General features: G+C 72.9%; 16 protein-coding genes. 6 read left to right on the top strand and 10 right to left on the bottom strand.

What is annotated here, in order from left to right:
* Positions 1-249 precede the first annotated feature (249 nt).
* On the bottom strand, positions 250-702 hold the full coding sequence (locus tag ACFWJX_RS25730; RefSeq protein ID WP_383247549.1) for a DUF6299 family protein: 453 nt from the start codon (positions 700-702) through the stop codon (positions 250-252).
* Between the two features lie 227 nt (positions 703-929).
* Between ACFWJX_RS25730 and ACFWJX_RS25725 the strand changes: the two genes are divergently transcribed.
* A complete protein-coding gene (locus tag ACFWJX_RS25725) occupies positions 930-1130 on the top strand; it encodes a DUF5999 family protein (RefSeq protein ID WP_086770839.1) in 201 nt (66 codons plus the stop codon).
* Here the strand turns inward: ACFWJX_RS25725 and ACFWJX_RS25720 are convergent, their stop codons facing one another.
* Both ACFWJX_RS25720 and ACFWJX_RS25715 read right to left on the bottom strand, forming a co-directional pair.
* The gene (locus tag ACFWJX_RS25720) at positions 1131-1532 is read right to left on the bottom strand and encodes a RidA family protein (protein ID WP_383247546.1); all 402 of its coding nucleotides are present in this window, start codon (positions 1530-1532) and stop codon (positions 1131-1133) included. It abuts the gene before it with no gap.
* Positions 1529-2707, bottom strand: a complete 1179-nt coding sequence (locus ACFWJX_RS25715; RefSeq protein ID WP_383247543.1) for an acyl-CoA dehydrogenase family protein — start codon at positions 2705-2707, stop codon at positions 1529-1531. The genes ACFWJX_RS25720 and ACFWJX_RS25715 overlap by 4 nt, the downstream gene beginning before the upstream one ends.
* 157 nt (positions 2708-2864) lie before the next feature.
* Here ACFWJX_RS25715 and ACFWJX_RS25710 point away from each other — a divergent pair, with 157 nt between their 5' ends.
* Both ACFWJX_RS25710 and ACFWJX_RS25705 read left to right on the top strand, forming a co-directional pair.
* Positions 2865-4469: an AMP-binding protein gene (locus ACFWJX_RS25710; protein WP_383247540.1), complete on the top strand. Its 1605-nt coding sequence runs from the start codon at positions 2865-2867 to the stop codon at positions 4467-4469.
* A gap of 15 nt (positions 4470-4484) precedes the next feature.
* Positions 4485-5309: a PaaX family transcriptional regulator C-terminal domain-containing protein gene (locus ACFWJX_RS25705; RefSeq protein ID WP_383247537.1), complete on the top strand. Its 825-nt coding sequence runs from the start codon at positions 4485-4487 to the stop codon at positions 5307-5309.
* An 8-nt stretch (positions 5310-5317) separates the two neighbouring features.
* Here the strand turns inward: ACFWJX_RS25705 and ACFWJX_RS25700 are convergent, their stop codons facing one another.
* Positions 5318-7627 carry a bifunctional salicylyl-CoA 5-hydroxylase/oxidoreductase gene (locus ACFWJX_RS25700; protein WP_383247534.1) on the bottom strand — a complete coding sequence of 770 codons (2310 nt, stop codon included), beginning with the start codon at positions 7625-7627 and terminating at the stop codon, positions 5318-5320.
* Positions 7628-7629: 2 nt separating this feature from the next.
* Complete coding sequence (locus tag ACFWJX_RS25695; RefSeq protein ID WP_383247531.1) at positions 7630-8457, bottom strand: enoyl-CoA hydratase family protein; 828 nt, start codon at positions 8455-8457, stop codon at positions 7630-7632.
* Between the two features lie 320 nt (positions 8458-8777).
* Here ACFWJX_RS25695 and ACFWJX_RS25690 point away from each other — a divergent pair, with 320 nt between their 5' ends.
* Positions 8778-9239: an ATP-binding protein gene (locus ACFWJX_RS25690; protein ID WP_319254752.1), complete on the top strand. Its 462-nt coding sequence runs from the start codon at positions 8778-8780 to the stop codon at positions 9237-9239.
* A 9-nt stretch (positions 9240-9248) separates the two neighbouring features.
* Here the strand turns inward: ACFWJX_RS25690 and argF are convergent, their stop codons facing one another.
* Both argF and ACFWJX_RS25680 read right to left on the bottom strand, forming a co-directional pair.
* Positions 9249-10259 (bottom strand): ornithine carbamoyltransferase, encoded by a 1011-nt coding sequence (gene argF / locus ACFWJX_RS25685; protein ID WP_383247528.1) that lies wholly within the window; start codon positions 10257-10259, stop codon positions 9249-9251.
* A gap of 144 nt (positions 10260-10403) precedes the next feature.
* Positions 10404-11627: an arginine deiminase gene (locus ACFWJX_RS25680; protein WP_383247525.1), complete on the bottom strand. Its 1224-nt coding sequence runs from the start codon at positions 11625-11627 to the stop codon at positions 10404-10406.
* A 141-nt stretch (positions 11628-11768) separates the two neighbouring features.
* Between ACFWJX_RS25680 and ACFWJX_RS25675 the strand changes: the two genes are divergently transcribed.
* Both ACFWJX_RS25675 and ACFWJX_RS25670 read left to right on the top strand, forming a co-directional pair.
* Positions 11769-12767 carry an SPFH domain-containing protein gene (locus ACFWJX_RS25675; RefSeq protein ID WP_383247522.1) on the top strand — a complete coding sequence of 333 codons (999 nt, stop codon included), beginning with the start codon at positions 11769-11771 and terminating at the stop codon, positions 12765-12767.
* Complete coding sequence (locus tag ACFWJX_RS25670; RefSeq protein ID WP_383247519.1) at positions 12764-13654, top strand: hypothetical protein; 891 nt, start codon at positions 12764-12766, stop codon at positions 13652-13654. The genes ACFWJX_RS25675 and ACFWJX_RS25670 overlap by 4 nt, the downstream gene beginning before the upstream one ends.
* Before the next feature lie 130 nt (positions 13655-13784).
* Here the strand turns inward: ACFWJX_RS25670 and ACFWJX_RS25665 are convergent, their stop codons facing one another.
* The 3 genes from ACFWJX_RS25665 to ACFWJX_RS25655 all read right to left on the bottom strand — a co-directional run bounded on the left by ACFWJX_RS25665 (position 13785) and on the right by ACFWJX_RS25655 (position 18889).
* Entirely contained in the window at positions 13785-16373 is a 2589-nt protein-coding gene (locus ACFWJX_RS25665) for a polynucleotide kinase-phosphatase (RefSeq protein ID WP_383247516.1), read from the bottom strand.
* Positions 16370-17854 (bottom strand): 3' terminal RNA ribose 2'-O-methyltransferase Hen1, encoded by a 1485-nt coding sequence (locus ACFWJX_RS25660; RefSeq protein WP_383247513.1) that lies wholly within the window; start codon positions 17852-17854, stop codon positions 16370-16372. The genes ACFWJX_RS25665 and ACFWJX_RS25660 overlap by 4 nt, the downstream gene beginning before the upstream one ends.
* A 108-nt stretch (positions 17855-17962) precedes the next feature.
* Positions 17963-18889, bottom strand: coding sequence for a DUF4232 domain-containing protein (locus ACFWJX_RS25655; RefSeq protein WP_383247510.1), 927 nt, complete (start codon positions 18887-18889; stop codon positions 17963-17965).
* Positions 18890-18979 lie beyond the last annotated feature (90 nt).

Raw genomic sequence — 18979 nt, 5'->3', positions numbered from 1 at the left:
GTCGAATGCGTCTGGGACTCGATCCGGAACGGGCGCACGACACGGCCGCCGGCCGGCGCGGGAGGCGGCCGGTCGGGGCGGGGGGTCACTGCTTCGGTGCTGCGCCCGTCAGACGGCGAGCGGCGGAAGCACGACGTGCCAGTACGTATTCACCCGGCGATCCTAACGTGCGTGGGCGGGGCCCCGGCAGCCCGCCCGCCGGGACCACAGCACCCGCGACGTCAACGCACGCGACGTCGGTTCACGCTCTCAGCTCGCCGTCAGCGTCACGTCCTGCTCGGCCGCCGCGTGGAAGTGCGGCAGCGGAAGGCCGCCCGCCGGGCGCAGTTCCATCACGGTGGCCTCGACGCGGGCCGCGCCGGGCTCCACCGGGTCGGGCGCAGGCTTGCCCGTGTTCACCCAGCGGTGCTCGGCGCCGTCGCACACGGCACGGGTGCCGCCGATGCCGTGCCGGGTGGTCGAGGACTTCTGCCCGACGGAGGAACTGACGAAGACGGGACCGGAGTTGCCGGTGCAGCGGTAGGTGCCGGAGAGGGTGACGGTACCGTCGGCGGCGACCCGGCCGACCGGGTCGACGGTCACGGACTCGGACGGGCCGGCGGTCGCGGTCACCGCGGGCGCGGCCAGCAGGAGCAGGGCGGCGCCGGCGGCCGCGGTGAGGACGGGACGCAGGACGGGGCGCGGGACTGGGTGGAACGACATGGGTGGACCTCCTGGTAGGGGGTTCCACTGGTACCGGGAGGGCGGGCCCGCGACCGTGATCGTCACTCCTTCGGTGGCGAGTCCGCACCGTGCGTCGGCGAACGGTCCGCGAGTTGTCCTGGTGCTGTCACACTCCCCGGCGGGCTCTGGCGGCGGCCCCCGCGCGAGCGCATGGTCGGTTCAACGGGGTCCACCGCCCGGTGACCCCACCGACGTGGAGGTGCGCCATGTGTACCCACCGGACCCCGAGCCCCACGGCCGACCCCGCACACGTCGTCGCCGCCCACCCCGAGCAGGGCTGGACCCTGCTCTGCGACGGCACGATCGTCTTCGACGACTCCGGCGAGCTGCTGCCCGACGGCCGCGTCGTGGCCCCGCACCGCGTCCCGGCCGAACGGCGCCCCGTCGCCGTCGCCGTCGCGGCCTGATCAGTCCCCCAGGACGGCGAACCCGTCCAGCTCGACGAGGGCCTCCTCGTCCCACAGCCGTACGATCCCGACGACCGCCATCGCCGGGTAGTCCCGGCCGGCCAACTCCCGCCACACGCGCCCGAGTTCAGGGGCGGACGCCCGATAGGCGGCGACGTCCGTGACGTAGACGGTGACGCGTGCCAGGTCCGCGGGGGTGCCGCCGGCCGCCGCGAGGGCGGTCAGCAGGTTGGCCAGGGCGCGGGCGAACTGGTCCGGCAGCGAGTCGCCGACCACCTTCCCGTCGGCGTCCAGCGCGGTCTGGCCGGCCAGGAACACCAGGCGTGAGCCGGTCGCGACGACCGCGTGCGAGAAGCCGGCCGGCGGGGACAGGCCGGGCGGGTTGACGCGCTCGGCGGTCATCGGACGCCCTCCGGCCCCGCTCGGGACGGCACGTCCTCGCCCGCCGCCTCCGCGCGCTCCGCCTCCGCGTACAACTCCTTCGCGATGATGGCGCGTTGCACCTCGCTCGCCCCCTCGTAGATCCGTGGCGCCCGTACCTCGCGGTACAGGTGTTCCAGCAGGTGGCCCCGGCACAGGGCGCGGGCGCCGTGGAGCTGGACGGCCGCGTCGACGACGTACTGCGCGGTCTCGGTGGCGAGGAGCTTCGCCATGGCGACGCGGCGTGGCACGTCCGGGTCGCCGGTGTCGTACGCCGTGGCGGCGGCGTAGACCATCAGGCGGGCCGCCTCCGTGCGCAGGGACATCTCGGCGACCTGGTGGGCGACCGTCTGGAGGTCTCTCAGCTTGCCGCCGAAGGCGTCTCGTCGCGCGGTGTGGGTGAGGGTGGCGTCGAGTGCGGCCTGGGCCATGCCGACGGCGAAGGCGCCGACGCTGGGCCGGAAGATGTTGAGGGTGGCCATCGCCACGCGGAAGCCGCGGTCCGGTTCGCCGAGCAGGTCGGCCGTGGTCACCGGGACGGCGTCGAAGACGAGGGTTCCGACGGGGTGCGGGGAGAGCATGTCCAGGGCGGTGCCGGTCAGGCCGGGGCGGTCGGCGGGGACCAGGAACGCGGTGACGCCGCGGGCACCGGCTCCGGGCGTCGTACGGGCGAAGACGGTGGCGAAGTCGGCCTCGGGGGCGTTGGAGATCCAGCACTTCTCACCGGTCAGGCGCCAGCCGCCGGGGCCGTCGGGCTCCGCGGCGAGGGAGAGGGCGGCCGCGTCCGAGCCCGCCCCCGGCTCGCTGAGCGCGAACGCGGCCACGGCGCTGCCGTCGGTGACGCGGGGCAGCCAGCGCTCGCGCTGCTCGCGGGTGCCGTGCGCGTGGACGGGGTGGGCGCCGAGGCCCTGGAGGGCGAGGGCGGTCTCGGCCTCGGTGCAGGCGTGGGCGAGGGATTCGCGCATCAGGCAGAGGTCGAGGGCGCCTGAGGTGAACAGGCGGGACAGCAGGCCCAGTCGGCCGAGTTCGGCGAGGAGGGGGCGGTTGACCCGGCCCGGTTCGCCCTTCTCGGCGAGCGGGCGCAGCCGGTCGGCGGCCAGGGTGCGCAGCGCGGCACACCAGGCGGTCTGTTCCGGTTCGAGCGAGAATGCGGGCATCGCCGCCCCTCTCCACCGCTGGCCTTTCCTCTGCCGCTCCCACGGTATCGCGAACCGTTGACTGTCGTCACCAACGCGATACGCTCGGTGCGCGAGCCCACCACCACGCCCGCCACGGCGCCCCGGGCGCCCACCAAAGGCAAGGGGGCGACCCGCCATGCACGCCTCGGCCCACGTCGACACCTTCGCGCGCGACCACCTCCCGCCACCCGGCCAGTGGCCCCGGCTGCGTTTCGGCCTGCCGGAGCTGCGCTACCCCGAACGGCTGAACGCCGCCGCCGAACTGCTCGACGGCGGCGCCCCCGGCCGGCCGGTGTTCCGCACCCCGACCGGCCCGTCCTGGACGTACGGGGAGCTGCGCGCCCGCGTCGACCGGCTCGCGCACCTCCTCACCGGCGAGCTGGGCGTCGTACCGGGCAACCGGGTGCTGCTGCGCGGGCCGACCACGCCGTGGCTGGCGGCCTGCTGGCTGGCGGTGCTGAAGGCGGGCGCGATCGCGGTCACCGTGCTGGCCCAGCAGCGCTCGCACGAACTGCGGACGATGTGCGAGATCGCCCGGGTGGAGCACGCCCTGTGCGACATCCGCTCCGTGGACGACCTCGCCAAGGCGGAGATACCGGGGCTGCGGATCGCGGTGTACGGCGGTGACGCCCCCGACGACCTGCTGAACCGGCCGGCGCCCGGCGCCCCGTTCACCGCCGTGGAAACCGCCGCCGACGACGTGGCGCTGATCGCCTTCACCTCGGGCACCACCGGCCGGCCCAAGGGGTGTCTGCACTTCCACCGGGACGTGCTGGCGATCGCCGACACCTTCTCCCGGCACGTGCTCGCTCCGCGCGCCGACGACGTGTTCGCGGGCAGTCCCCCGCTCGGTTTCACCTTCGGTCTCGGCGGGCTGCTCGTCTTTCCGATGCGGGCCGGCGCGAGCGCCCTGCTGCTCGAACAGGCGGGCCCGCAGCAGCTGTTGCCGGCCATCGCCGAGCACCGGGTGTCCGTGCTGTTCACCGCGCCCACCGCCTACCGGGCGATGCTCGGCGTCCTCGACGGGCACGACGTGTCGTCGCTGCGCCGCTGTGTCTCCGCCGGTGAGAACCTGCCCGCGGCCACCTGGCGGGCCTGGCACGAGCGGACCGGGCTGCGCCTGATCAACGGGATCGGGGCCACCGAACTGCTGCACATCTTCATCTCCGCGGCCGACGAGCGGATCAGGCCGGGCACCACGGGTGTTCCCGTGCCGGGATGGCAGGCGCGCGTGCAGGACGAGAACGGCGAGCCCGTCCCCGACGGTCGTCCCGGGCTGCTCGCCGTGCGCGGCCCGGTGGGCTGCCGCTACCTCGCCGACCCGCGGCAGCGCGAGTACGTGCGCGACGGGTGGAACGTCACCGGCGACACCTACGTCCGCGAGGACGACGGCTACTTCCGGTACGTGGCCCGCGCCGACGACATGATCGTGTCGGCCGGGTACAACATCGCGGGCCCCGAGGTGGAGGACGCGCTGCTGCGGCATCCCGACGTCGTCGAGACGGCGGTCGTCGGACGGCCGGACGAGGCGCGCGGGCAGCTGGTGGTGGCGTTCGCCGTCCTGCGGGCCGGGGCGCGGCCGGACGCCGAGGCGCTGCGGGAGTTCGTCAAGGCGGAGCTGGCGCCGTACAAGTGTCCGCGGGAGATCGTCTTCCTGGACGCGCTGCCGCGCACCGCGACCGGCAAACTCCAGCGCTTCCGGTTGCGCACCACGGGTGATACCGATGGTGACCAGCAGTGATGCCGACGACCTAAGATGATCAACGTGTCCGACCAGCCCGCACCTCGGTCCCTCATCGTCACGCTCTACGGCGCGTACGGCCGCTTCGCGCCGGGCCCGGTGCCCGTCGCCGAACTGATCCGGCTGCTCGCCGCGGTCGGCGTCGACGCGCCCTCCGTGCGCTCCTCGGTGTCCCGGCTGAAACGACGCGGCCTGCTGCTGCCCGCCCGCACGGCGCACGGGGCCGCCGGTTACGAACTGTCCGCGGAGGCCCGGCAGTTGCTGGAGGACGGCGACCGGCGCATCTACGCCACCGCGCCGCCCGAGGACGAGGGCTGGGTGCTGGCGGTGTTCTCGGTGCCGGAGTCGGAGCGGCAGAAGCGGCACGTTCTGCGCTCCCGGCTGGCCGGTCTCGGCTTCGGCACGGCCGCTCCCGGCGTGTGGATCGCCCCCGCCCGGCTGTACGAGGAGACCCGGCACACCCTGGAACGGTTGCGCCTGGACGCCTACGTCGACCTCTTCCGCGGCGAGCACCTCGGCTTCGCGCCGACCGTAGAGGCCGTCGCCCGCTGGTGGGACCTGGCAGCCATCGCCAAGGAGCACGAGGCGTTCCTCGACCGCCACGCGCGCGTGCTGCACGCCTGGGAGCGGCGCGCGGACACCCCGCCGGAGGAGGCGTACCGCGGCTACCTCCTCGCCCTGGACGCCTGGCGCCACCTGCCCTACACCGACCCCGGGCTGCCCGCCGGGCTGCTCCCTGGGGACTGGCCGGGGGCCCGCTCGGCGGCCGTGTTCCGAGGGCTGCACGAACGGCTGCGGGACGCGGGCGCCGAGTTCGCGGGCCTCCTCCCGGACGCCTGACCCGGGCCTCAACTCCCCAGCGCAAGGCGGGGCTTGGGGGCGTCGATGCGGCCGGTCCGGGGTGGCCGGCTGCCTGCCCGGTACGGCGCCGGCCAGACGGCGCCCGGTCCGTCGTAGCCCTGCTCGGCGGCTGCGTGCAGCGTCCAGTGCGGGTCGTACAGGTGCGGGCGGGCCAGCGCGCACAGGTCCGCGCGTCCGGCCAGGAGCAGCGAGTTGACGTCGTCCCAGGAGGAGATCGCGCCGACCGCGATCACCGGGACCCGCGCCTCGTGCCGGATCCGGTCCGCGAACGGCGTCTGGTACGACCGCCCGTACTCCGGTGCCTCCTCGGCGACGACCTGTCCGGTGGAGACGTCGATCGCGTCGGCGCCGTGCGCGGCGAAGGCGCGGGCGATCTCGACGGCGTCCTCGGCCGTGGTCCCGCCGTCGGCCCAGTCGGTCGCGGAGATCCGCACGGTCATGGGCCGTTCCTCCGGCCACACGGCCCGTACGGCGTCGAAGACCTCCAGCGGGAACCGTAGCCGCCGCTCGAGCGAGCCGCCGTAGGCGTCGGTGCGCCGGTTCGTCAGCGGGGAGAGGAACCCGGACAGCAGGTAGCCGTGCGCGCAGTGCAGTTCGAGAAGGTCGAACCCGGCCCGCGCGGCCCGCCTTGCGGCCGCCACGAACCGCTCACGCAGATCGGTGAGTTGCGCCCGGCCCAGCTCCCTGGGCAGCTGGCTTCCCGGCTTGTACGGCAGCGGGGAGGCGGCCAGGAGCGGCCAGTTGCCGTCCGGGAGGGGTTCGTCCATGCCCTCCCACATCAGCCGGGTCGAGCCCTTGCGCCCGGAGTGGCCGAGCTGCACGCCGATCGCGGTGCCCGGCGCCCGCTCGTGCACGAAGTCGGTGATCCGCCGCCACGCCTCCCCCTGCCGACCGGTGTAGAGACCGGCACAGCCGGGTGTGATGCGCCCCTCGGGGGACACGCACACCATTTCCGTCATCACCAGTCCGGCCCCGCCGAGGGCGCGGGCGCCGAGGTGGACGAGGTGGAGGTCGCCGGGGACGCCGTCGGCCGCCGAGTACATGTCCATCGGGGAGACGACGACCCGGTTGCGCAGGGTCAGACCGCGCAGTCGGAACGGCGTGAACATCGGGGGGGTGCCGGGCGGGCAGCCGAACTCCCGTTCCACGCCGGTGGTGAAGCGCCCGTCGCGCAGCCGGAGGTTGTCGTGGGTGACGCGGCGACTGCGGGTGAGCAGGTTGAAGGCGAACCGGCGCGGCGGCTGGCCGACGTACAGGGCGAGGTTCTCGAACCACTCCAGGCTGGCGCGGGCGGCACGCTGGGCGGAAGCGACGACCGGCCTGCGCTCCTCCTCGTAGGCGGTCAACGCCGAGCGCAGGTCGGGGTGTTCCTCCAGGCAGGCCGTCAGCGCCAGCGCGTCCTCGACGGCGAGCTTGGTGCCGGAGCCGATGGAGAAGTGGGCGGTGTGGGCGGCGTCGCCCAGCAGCACCACATTGCCGTGCGACCAGCGCTCGTTGACCACCGTGCGGAACGTCGTCCACGCCGAGTTGTTCGACCTGAGCGGCCGTCCGCCGAGCGCGTCCGCGAAGATCTTGGCGCAGCGCTCGACCGACTCCTGCGGGGTGACTTCGTCGAATCCGGCCGCGTGCCACACCTCCTCGCGCATCTCGACGATGACGGTGGAGGCTCCGGGTGCGTAGGGGTAGCCGTGCAGCTGCATCACGCCGTGCTCGGTCTCGGCGATCTCGAAGCGGAAGGCGTCGAAGGCGAAGTCGGCGGCGAGCCAGATGTAGCGGCAGCGGTGGGCGGTGACTCGGGGGCGGAAGACGTCCGCGTAGGCCTCTCGGGTGGCGCTGTGCACGCCGTCGGCGGCGACGACCAGGTCGTAGGTCTCCGCGAGGCGCTCCACCGGGGGTGCCTCGGTGTGCGGGCGCAGGTCCACGCCGAGGGCGTGGCAGCGGGTGTGCAGGATCTCCAGGAGGCGTTTTCTGCCCAGGGCGGCGAAGCCGTGGCCTCCGGCGGTGTGGCGGGTGTTCCTGTGGACGATCTCTATGTCGTCCCAGCGGGTGAAGTTCCGCCGGAGGGCCTCGTGGACGGCGGGGTCGGCGTGTTCTATGCCGCCGAGGGTCTCGTCGGAGAGGACGACTCCGAAACCGAAGGTGTTGTCGGGGGTGGTGCGTTCCCAGAGGGTGACCTGGCGGTCGGGGGCGCGCCGTTTCAGGAGGGCCGCGGTGTACAGACCTCCTGGGCCTCCGCCGATGATCGCGATGCGTGGGGGGTGCGCCCCTGGGGTCGGCGTTCCCACGTCGGCCACCATGGTTACCGTCCCCTCCACTTCGGGGGGCGCTTCTCCGTGAAGGCCGCGTGGAACTCCGCGTAGTCCTCGCCGTTCATCAGGAGGGCCTGGGTCGCCGCGTCCAGCTCCACCGCCGCCGCCAGGGGCATGTCGAGTTCCGCCGTCAGGAGGGCCTTGGTCTGGGCGTACGCCAGGGCCGGTCCGTCGGCCAGGCGACGGGCCAGGCGGTGGGCTGCCTCGTCCGCGTGGGCCTCTTCCGTCAGTTCGCTGATCAGGCCGATCCGCTCCGCCTCGGGTGCGCGTACCGGTTCGCCCAGCATGAGGAGGCGAGTGGCGTGGCCGAGGCCGACGACGCGGGGCAGGAGGTAGGCGGCGCCCATGTCGCCGCCGGAGAGGCCGACGCGCGTGAAGAGGAACGCGAAGCGGGCGCTGGGGTCGGCGACCCGGAAGTCCGCGGCCAGGGCCAGCACCGCGCCCGCCCCGGCGGCCACCCCGTGCACGGCGGCGATCACGGGGAACGGACACTCCCGTATCGCCCGGACGACCTGGCCGGTCATCCGGTTGAAGTCGAGGAGCTGGGCGGTGTCCAGGGCGAGGGTGGCGCCGATGATCTCCTCGACGTCTCCGCCGGAGCAGAAGCCACGTCCCTCGCCGGCCAGCACCAGGGCGCGCACCGTGCGTTCCCGGGACAGTTCGGCGAGCAGGTCGCGCAGGTCGGCGTAGGCGCCGAAGGTGAGCGCGTTGAGCTTCTCGGGGCGGGCGAGGGTGACGGTGGCGACGCCGTCGGTGTGGGTGACGCGCAGGTGGCGCCAGTCGGAGGTGCGGGCGGCGGAGCCGGTGAAGGGACTCATGAGGGCGGCCTCCTCGACGAGCGGTCCCCTCGAAGTTATCACCTGTATGTGACTGTCGTCAGGAGTGCGCGATAGGCGAGGCGGGTATGCGACGGATGTGTCACCGCGTGACCGGTCCGCGTCACACGCGTCACCGGTCGTCGATAACGCGGTAACAACGGGATCAGGGGTGGGCGCGGGACCGTTGTGCCGGGTAGGCCGACCGGTGACGGGGCGGACGGTCCCGTACGGCGACCGGCCTGGGCCTCTGGCGGAGGCCGCCGTACCATTCCTCAAGTCGAAAGCAGGACCGCCTGATGCCGTACACGGGAACCTGCGCCATGAACGGACTCGCCTTGCACGAACGCCCCTCCGCAGCCGCCTCCTGGCGCATCGCGCTGCCGCACTCCGCCGCGGCCGTGCCGGTGGCCCGTGCCCTGGTCCGCACGGCGCTGGCGGAGCTGGAGCACGGGGCGGACAGCGACACGGCTGAGCTGCTGACCGCCGAGCTGGTGGCGAACGCCGTGGAGCACACCGCCGGGGACGATCCGATAGAGCTGGTGGTGCAGCTGCTGCCGACCGGCTGCCAGGTCGAGGTGCACGACCCCGACCCGGTGCCGCCCGGCGACCTGACCCGTCCGGCCGCCGGCCGGGAGCCCGACCCGTGGCAGGAGCACGGGCGCGGGCTGCTGCTGATCCGGGCGCTCAGCTCGTCCTGCGGTCACCGGCCGACGGAGAACGGCAAGGCGGTGTGGTTCCGGCTGGCCGCGGTGCCGCCGCAGGGGCGGCCGCGTCCGGCGTAGAGCCGGACCTCACCTGGCGATCGTCGCGACCAGGACGGCCTTGATGGTGTGCAGCCGGTTCTCGGCCTCGTCGAAGACGACGGAGTGGTCGGACTCGAAGACCTCGTCGGTGACCTCCAGCGAGTCCAGGCCGTGCCGGTCGTGGATCTCGCGGCCGACCTTGGTGCCGAGGTCGTGGAAGGCGGGCAGGCAGTGCAGGAACCGGACGTCCGGGTTGCCGGTGGCACGCAGGACGTCCATGGTCACGGCGTACGGCGCGAGGGCCGCGATCCGCTCGTCCCAGATCTCCTTGGGCTCTCCCATGGAGACCCACACGTCGGTGGCGACGAAGTCGGCGCCCCGTACGCCCTCGGCCAGTGACTCGGTGAGGGTGACGCGCGCGCCGCTGGTCTCGGCCAGTTCGCGCGCGCGGTCGACGATCTCCTGGGCGGGCCAGTAGGTCTTGGGGGCGACGATCCGCACGTCCATGCCGAGCAGGGCACCGGTGACCAGGTAGGAGTTGCCCATGTTGAAGCGGGCGTCACCGAGGTAGGCGAAGGCGACCTCGTGCAGCGGCTTGGCGGTGTGCTCGGTCATGGTGAGCACGTCGGCGAGCATCTGGGTGGGGTGCCAGTCGTCGGTGAGGCCGTTGTAGACGGGCACACCTGCGTGCGCGGCCAGCTCCTCGACCTTGTCCTGGCTGTCGCCGCGGTACTGGATGCCGTCGTACATCCGGCCGAGGACGCGCGCGGTGTCCTTCACGGACTCCTTGTGGCCGATCTGCGAGCCGCTCGGGTCGAGGTAGGTGGTCGAGGCGCCCTGGTCGGCGGCGGCGACCTCGAACGCGCAGCGGGTGCGCGTGGAGGTCTTCTCGAAGATCAGCGCGATGTTCCTGCCGGTGAGGTACCGCGTCTCGGTCCCGGCCTTCTTGGCGGCCTTCAGCTCGGCGGCCAGCTCGATCAGTCCGCGGAACTCCTCCTGGGTGAGGTCCAGCTCCTTGAGGAAGTGGCGGCCGGCGAGGGCGGTCGGGACTGTCGCCATGGGGGCGCTCCAGAGGTGCGGTGAACAAGTGCCCTCGAACGGGTTCAAGGGCAGGACCAATGACAGGACCATGGAAGTCTATACGACATTAAGCATTTCTATACATCCCCGTCCCGCTCCCCCGTCCCGCCCTCCGGTCGGCGCCTATACCGGCCCCCGCTCCACCGGACAGCTCATGCAGCGCGGCCCGCCCCTCCCCCGGCCCAGCTCACTGCCCGGGATCTCTATGACCTCGATGCCCTGCTTGCGCAGATGCGTGTTGGTGGTGGCGTTGCGTTCATAGGCGACGACGACGCCCGGCTCGACCGCCAGCACGTTGCAGCCGTCGTCCCACTGCTCGCGTTCGGCGGCGTGCACGTCCTGGGTGGCGGTGAGGACGCGGATCTCGCTGAGGCCGAGAGCGGCGGCGATCGCGCGGTGCATGTGCTCCGGCGGATGGTCGGTGACCTTGAGTTCCTTCTCGCCGACGCCCGGTTCGATGGTGTACGAGCGGAGCATGCCGAGGCCCGCGTACTGGGTGAAGACGTCGCCGTCGACCATCGTCATCACGGTGTCGAGGTGCATGAAGGCGCGCCGCTTCGGCATGTCGAGGGCGACGATCGTGGTGGCCGAGCCCGCCGCGAACAGCTTGTGGGCGAGCATCTCGACGGCCTGGGGGGTGGTGCGCTCGCTCATGCCGATGAGGACGGCGCCGTTGCCGATGACGAGGACGTCCCCGCCCTCGATGGTGGAGGGGTAGTCGGCCTGGCCCTCCGACCAGAGCTGGAACGTTTCCGCGCGGAAGAGGGGGTGGTAGCGGTAGATCGCCTCGAAGTGCACGGTCTCGCGCTGCCGGGCCGGCCAGCGCATCGCGTTGATGGAGACGCCGTCGTAGATCCAGGCGGAGGTGTCGCGGGTGAAGAGGTGGTTGGGGAGGGGGCCGAGCAGGAAGTCGTCCAGCTCCATGACATGGAAGCGCACGGAGGTCGGCTCCGCGTGCGCGTCGAGGAACTCCCTCTTGGTCATGCCGCCGACGAGGACCTCGGCCAGTTCGGACGCGGGCAGGTTCTCGAAGGCGGCACGGAGGTGGTCGGTGGCGAGGACCCCGTACTCCTTCTCGTCGAAGACCCGGTCCAGGACGAGCGCTCGGGCCGCCGGGATCTCCAGGGCCTCGGTGAGCAGATCGCCGAAGATGTGGACGGCGACACCGCGGTCCCGCAGGACGTCCGCGAAGCCGTCGTGCTCGGCGCGCGCCCGGCGCACCCAGAGCACGTCGTCGAAGAGGAGGGCGTTCTTGTTGCTGGGGGTGAGCCTTTTGAGCTCGAGATCCGGCCGGTGCAGGATGACGCGGCGCAGCCGCCCGGCCTCGGAGTCGACATGGAATCCCATGCCTCCATCCTGACCTTCGGGGCCCGCCTTCACCCGCTCCTGGCCGGATTCCGCCCGACGTTGTTTTCGTCCCCTTGACGACAAGTGAACCCCTCCGTTATCGTCGCAGTGACGAAAATCGTTCGACGCGAGGGGGATCCCGTGGCCGACATCACCCGGCGCCTGGGCTGGCGCCACCTGCGGGGCGCCCCGACGGCGCACATCCGCCACCACCGCTCCGGCACGCTGGTGCACGACGGCCCCGGACTCAGCTTCTGGTTCCGCTCGCTGACCGCCGCGCTCTCCGAAGTTCCGGTGGACGACCGCGAGTTGGCCATGACCTTCCACGCCCGTACGGCCGACTTCCAGGACCTCGCCGTGCAGGCGACCGTGACCTACCGGGTCAGCGACCCGGCCGTGGCCGCCGCCCGCCTCGACTTCTCGATCGACCCGGACACCGGGGCCTGGCGCGGCGCTCCCCTGGAACAGCTCGGCACCCTGCTGACCGAGACGGCCCAGCAGCACGCGCTGGACGTGCTGGCCCGTACGCCGCTGTCCGAGGCACTGGTCGACGGGGTGACGTCGGTGCGTGAGCGGGTCGCGGCCGGGCTCGCGGCGGAACCCCGGCTGCCCGCCACCGGCATCGAGATCGTCGCCGTACGTGTGGTGGCGCTGCGACCGGAGCCCGAGGTGGAGCGGGCCCTGCGTACCCCGGCGCGCGAGCAGATCCAGCAGGAGGCCGACCGGGCGACGTACGAGCGGCGGGCGGTGGCCGTCGAGCGGGAGCGGACGATCGCCGAGAACGAGCTCGCCAGCAAGATCGAACTTGCCCGGCGCGAGGAGCGGCTGGTCGACCAGCGCGGGACGAACGCCCGCCGCGAGGCCGAGGAGAACGCGGCGGCCGACAAGGTGCGCGCCGAGGCGGAGGCGACCCGGACGGTACGGCTGGCCCACGCGGAGGCGGAGGCCGCGCGTGAGGTGGGCGAGGCACGGGCGGAGGCCCAGGCGGCCTGGCTCCGGGTGCACGCGGACGTCGATGTGACGACCCTGCACGCGCTCACCGGCACCCGGCTCGCGGAGAACCTGCCGCGCATCGACAGCCTGACCGTCTCGCCGGACGTGCTGACCGGGCTGCTGGCCAAGCTCGGAGCATCGGAGTGAGTCTCGCCCCGCGGGCCGTGCTGGTCCACCGCACCACGGAGTACGAGGAGTTGGTGGCCCGGCACGGCACGCACGGCCAGGCCGCCTTCTTCCTCTCCACGCGGGGCCGGGACATCGAGGAGATCGCCGAACGCCACCGCCGCACCCGGCGGGCCCTGGCCGAGGTGACGGCGGCGATTCCACTGACCTGGCGCCAGACACGCGTGGAGCGCGGGGACTTGGACCGCTTCCTGTTCGCGCCCGAGGACGTCGTGGTCGTGGTCGGCCAGGACGGGCTGGTGGCCAACGTGGCCAAGTACCTCGCGGGACAGCCGGTGGTGGGCATCGACACGGACCCCGGCCGCAATCCGGGCGTCCTGGTCCGGCACCGGCCCGCGGACGCCGGGGCGCTGCTGGCCGCCACCGCGGGCGTCGAGGAGCTGACCATGGTGGAGGCCGTCGCCGACGACACCCAACGGCTGGTGGCACTGAACGAGATCTACCTCGGCGCGGCCGGCCACCAGACCGCCCGGTACCGCCTGGGCCTCGACGGCGACGGGGGTGCCGCCGAGGCCCAGGCCTCCTCCGGGGTGCTGGTCGGCACCGGCACGGGGGCCACCGGCTGGATCCGCTCGGTGTGGCAGGAGCGGGGCGGGAGCGTCCCGCTCCTGCCGGGACCGTCCGAGCAGCGGCTCCTGTGGTTCGTCCGGGAGGCCTGGCCGTCCCCGGCCACGGGAACCTCGCTGGTCGCGGGCGAACTCGCGGCCGGCGCCAGGCTGACCCTGACCGTCGAGTCCGAGCGGCTCATCGCCTTCGGCGACGGCATCGAGAGCGACGCGGTGGAGCTGACGTGGGGGCAGCGGGTGACGGTGGGGGTGTGCGGGGAGCGGCTGCGGCTGGTGGGCTGAGCCCGGGTTCCCTCGCCGCCGCCCACGGGTGGGCCGAGCCCCGCTCTCCTCGCCCCGCCACCCCCTCCCGTCCCACCCTGGACCCCGCTCCTCGAACTCCCCCGGAGGGGGACCCCCAAGGGGCCGTATTTCACAGCCTCGGGTCCACCGGCTCCGATTCCAAGGCCAGTACGCCGAACACCGCCTCGTGGACGCGCCACAGGGGCTCGCCCTCCGCCAGCCGGTCCAGGGCCTCCAGGCCGAGGGCGTACTCGCGGATCGCCAGGGAGCGCTTGTGGTTCAGGAAGCGCTGCCGCAGCCGGGCGAGGTTGTCGGGGCGGGTGTACTCCGGGCCGTAGATGATCCGCAGGTACTCACGTCCCCGGCACTTGACGCCCGGCTGGACCAGGCGGCCCGCCGTGCTGCGGACCGCCGCCCCCAGCGGCTTGACGACCATGCCCTCGCCGCCGCGGCCCGTCATCTCCAGCCACCAGTCGACGCCGGCCCGCACCGACGCGGGGTCGGCCGTGTCGACGTACAGGCGCCGGGTCGTCCGGAGGAGACCGGTGCTGTCGTGCTTGACCAGCCGGTCCAGCAGGGCCAGTTGGTCGTCGTGGGGCAGGGCCGCGAGACTGCGGCCCTGGACGGCGAGGATCTGGAACGGTGCCAGGCGGACGCCGTCCAGGCCGTCCGTGGTCCAGCAGTAGCGGCGGTACGCCTCGGTGAACGCGGCCGCGTCCGAGGCGCGTTCGCGCTGGCGGGACAGCAGGTCCGAAACGTCGACCCCGCGCGCGGCGGCGCCCTCCAGCGCGGCCAGGGCGCCCGGGAAGACCGCGCCGGACGCCGCGCCGACGGCCGCGTACTGCGAGCGCAGCAGCCCGGCCGCCTTCAGCGACCACGGCATCAGTTCCGCGTCCAACAGCAGCCAGTCGGTGTCGAGTTCGTCCCAGAGGCCCGCCTCGCCGACCGCCGCGCGGATCCGGCCGAGGATCTCCTCCGTGACCGCTCCGTCGTCGAAGAACGGTCGTCCGGTGCGCGTGTAGAGCGAGCCCGTCGGGCCTCCCCCACTCTCGGCTGCGCTCGAGCCGGAGGTGCCCCCCACCCCGAACCGCTTGCGGGCCGTCTCCGCGTCCCGGCACACCAGGGCCACCGCCCGCGAGCCCATGTGCTTCTCCTCGCACACGACCCGCGCGACACCGTCCTCGGCGTACTGCGCGAACGCCTCGACCGGGTGCTCCAGATACCCCTCGACACGACTGGTCGCGGTGGGTGCCATGGTCGGCGGCAGGTACGGCAGCAGGCGCGGGTCGACGGCGAACCGGCTCATGACCTCCAGGGCCGCCGCCGCGTTCTCCTCCCGCACGGACACCCGTCCCGCGTGCCGGGTCTCGACCACCCGTCGGCCGTGCACGTCCTTCAGGTCCAGCGGCCGCCCGTCGTGCCCGCCCGGCGCCTCCGCCCGCAGCGGCTTCACCGGCTCGTACCAGACCCGCTCGGCCGGTACGTCGACCAGTTCCCGCTCCGGCCAGCGCAGCGCGGTCAGCTTGCCGCCGAACACGGCGCCGGTGTCCAGGCAGATCGTGTTGTTGAGCCAGCTCGCCTCCGGGACCGGGGTGTGGCCGTAGACGACGGCGGCCCGGCCCCGGTAGTCCTCCGCCCACGGGTAGCGCACCGGCAGGCCGAACTCGTCGGTCTCGCCGGTGGTGTCGCCGTACAGGGCGTGCGAGCGGACCCGGCCCGAGGTGCGGCCGTGGTACTTCTCCGGCAGACCGGCGTGGCAGACCACCAGCTTGCCGCCGTCGAGGACGTAGTGGCTGACGAGGCCGTCGAGGAACTCCCGTACCTCGGTGCGGAACTCCTCGCTCTCGCGCTCCATCTGCTCGATGGTCTCGGCGAGTCCGTGGGTGGGCTGGACCTTGCGGCCGCGCAGAAAGCGGCCGTACTTGTTCTCGTGGTTGCCGGGCACGCACAGCGCGTTGCCCGACTTGACCATCGCCATCACGCGGCGAAGCACGCCGGGGCTGTCGGGGCCCCGGTCGACGAGGTCGCCGACGAAGACGGCCTGCCGGCCCTCCGGGTGGACGCCGTCGACGTAGCCCAGCTTGCCGAGCAGCACCTCCAGTTCGGAGGCGCAGCCGTGGATGTCGCCGACGATGTCGAAGGGGCCGGTGAGGTGGGTCAGGTCGTTGAAGCGCTTCTCGGTGACGACCGTGGCGCTCTCGATGTCCGCCACGCCCCGCAGGACGTGCACCTTGCGGAAGCCCTCGCGCTCCAGCTGCCGCAGGGAGCGGCGCAGTTCGCGGATGTGGCGCTGGATGACCCGGCGGGGCATGCCGGCGCGGTCGGCGCGGGCCGCGTTGCGCTCGGCGCACACCTCCTCCGGCACGTCCAGCACGATGGCGATGGGCAGCACGTCGTACTGCCGGGCCAGGTCGATCAGCTGCCGTCGGGAGTCCTGCTGCACGCTGGTCGCGTCGACGACGGTGCGCCGGCCCGCCGCGAGCCGCTTGCCCGCGATGTGGTGGAGGACGTCGAAGGCGTCCCGCGAGGCGCTCTGGTCGTTCTCGTCGTCGGCGACCAGGCCGCGGCAGAAGTCGGAGGAGATGACCTCGGTGGGCTTGAAGTGCCGCCCGGCGAAGGTGGACTTGCCCGACCCGGACGCGCCGATCAGCACGACGAGGGAGAGGTCGGTGACGGGCAGGACACGGCCCTGCTCCGGGGATACCTGAGCGTCGGTCATGCTGCCTTCGCCTCCTTCTCGTCCTTGCTGCTCGGTGTGGCGGTGCTCAGTGAGAACACGGCCATCTGGGTCGGGGGTCCGACCTCGGGGTCGTCGGGCCCGACGGGCACGAGGTCCACGTCGTAGCCGTGCCGTCCGGCGACCTCGGTGGCCCAGGTGCGGAACTCCGCGCGGGTCCACTCGAAGCGGTGGTCGCCGTGCCGGACGTGGCCGGCCGGGAGGGTCTCCCAGCGGACGTTGTACTCGACGTTCGGGGTGGTCACCAGAACCGTGCGCGGTCGGGCCGAGCCGAACACCGCGTACTCCAGGGCGGGCAGCCGCGGCAGGTCGAGGTGCTCGATCACCTCGCTGAGCACGGCCGCGTCGTAGCCCTTGAGCCGGGTGTCGGTGTAGGCGAGCGAGCCCTGGAACAGGGTGACGCGCGAGGCCTGCCGCTCGCCCATGCGGTCCAGCTTCAGCCGCCGGGAGGCGATGGTCAGGGCACGCATCGACACGTCGACGCCGACGATCTCCGTGAACCGCGGGTCCTTCAGCAGCGCCTGTACCAACTGGCCCTGGCCGCAGCCGAGGTCGAGGACACGGGCGGCGCCGGACTCGCCGAGCGCGGCCATGATCGCGTCCCGGCGCTGCACGGCGAGCGGGGTCGGCTTCTCCTCGGTCTCCGCCTCCGCCTCGACCGCGTTGTCGATCTCCTCGACCGCGCTGTCGTCGGTCTCTGCGAGCCGCACCAGCTCCAGGCGCTCCATCGCCTGCCGGGTCAGCGACCAGCGGCGCGACAGGAACCGGCTGGTGATCAGCCTCTGCTCGGGGTGGCCGGGCAGCCAGCCGTCACCGGCGCGCAGCAGCTTGTCGACCTCGTCGGGAGCGACCCAGTAGTGCTTGGCGTCGTCGAGGACGGGCAGCAGGACGTACAGGTGCCGCAGCGCCTCGGCGAGCGTCAGCGTCTCGGACTCCAGCACGAGACGCACGTACCGGGAGTCGCCCCAGTCGGGGAACTCCGTGTCCAGCGCGACCGGTTCGGCGCTCACCGCCCAGCCCAGCGGCTCGAACAGGCTCCGGACGAGGTCGGGGCCGCCGCGCGCGGGCAGCGCGGGCACCTCGACGCGCAACGGCCGTGGCCGGGCGGGCAGTTCGGGCTTGGCCGTGCACACGCCCCGCATGGCGCTGGAGAACACGGCGCTCAGCGCGACGGCGAGCAGCGAAGAGGCCGCGTAGGGGCGGTCGTTGACGTACTGCGCGAGGGCCGCGTCGGGGGCGCCACCGCGGCCCTTGCCCTTGCCCCGGCGGACCAGCGCCACGGCATCGACCTCCAGCAGGAGCGCCGCCGTGCAGCGTTCGGCGTCCGCCTCGGGGTAGAGGACGTGCGCCGTGCCGTAGGAGGTGGAGAACGCCTGCGCCTTGTCGGGATGCTTGTGCAGCAGGAAGCCGAGGTCGGTGGCGGGACGTTCGCGGGTGCCGGTGGTGGTGATCGTCAGGAACACGGTGGTTGCCTCGAAAGGGTTCGGAAGGAGCGAAAGCGCTGGTGGTGCGCCTGCGCGCCCCTCCAACGTACAGACAGGGGCGCATGGGCACCCAGGGGTTTTTCCGAGCTACTCCGCCGCCCGCTTCCACGGCCGGACGCCGAGCTTTCCGGTCGTGCCGAGGTCCAGTCCGGGCGTCACGACGACCGGGTCCGCACCCTCCTTGGCCCGGACCCGGACGTAGGGGACGTTCACCGGCGTCCCGAAGTCGGTGGTGTTGCGCCACACCAGACTCGCGAGCGCCGTCTCGCCCGGCTTCAGGGTGACGGGCTGGGGCGCCTCGTCGGGTCCGGCCCCGGTGGTGATCTCGCCGCTGCCCTTGAGGATCTCGACGCCGTCGACCGGCTCACGGTTGTCGTCCAGCAGCTCCAGCAGCGGGTAGCCGTTGACGGAGTAGTCGCGCGTTCCGCAGTTGTGCAGGTGCAGTCCCACGACGCGCAGGCCCATCGCCGCGTCGCCCTCGTCGGCGAAGACCCGGACCCCGGAGGCCGGGCAGTCGCCCGCCTCGGCCGGTGCCTCGTCGGCGGGCACCTTGGTGACATCGCCGACCGCGGCCCGCGTCACCGACGAGGATCCCGGCGCCACCATCCCCAGGTGCACGGTGCCACGGACGGTCTTCCCGGCTCCGACGGCGCGCACGGTCTCACGCTTGTTGCCCATGACCTCACCGGCGCTGTTGGTGAAGTTGACGAGGATCGTGTACGTCATCGCCTCGGTGCCCTGGTTGGTGACCTCGTACGCGGCGGAGATGCCGGAGTCCGTGGGCAGCCGGTCGGCGGTGACCGAGAGGCTGCGCTCAGGAGACGGGGTGGGCGACGGGATGGTCACCGAGGTGATGCGGACGCCGTCGATGCCCGGGTCGATCACCTGGGTCGCGGGTGACGGCGTACCCGCGCCGGGGCCGCCGTTCCCGGTGTCGGCACGTTCCGTGCCGCACGCCGAGAGCAACAGGACGGCGGCGAGGGCCGGAAGGAGAAGGGGTGCGGGTCTGCGCATCCCGTCACCTCATCAGGGGGCCGCCCCGGCGACTGTGGTGGAGGCCATAATTCCGGTCACAGGGCTGTCACAGGTGCCCGCGATCGCCTG

Origin of the sequence: Streptomyces sp. NPDC058335, from assembly GCF_042723915.1 — a bacterium.
Classification (GTDB): Bacteria; Actinomycetota; Actinomycetes; order Streptomycetales; family Streptomycetaceae; genus Streptomyces.
This window is presented reverse-complemented; position numbering and strand designations above follow the sequence as displayed.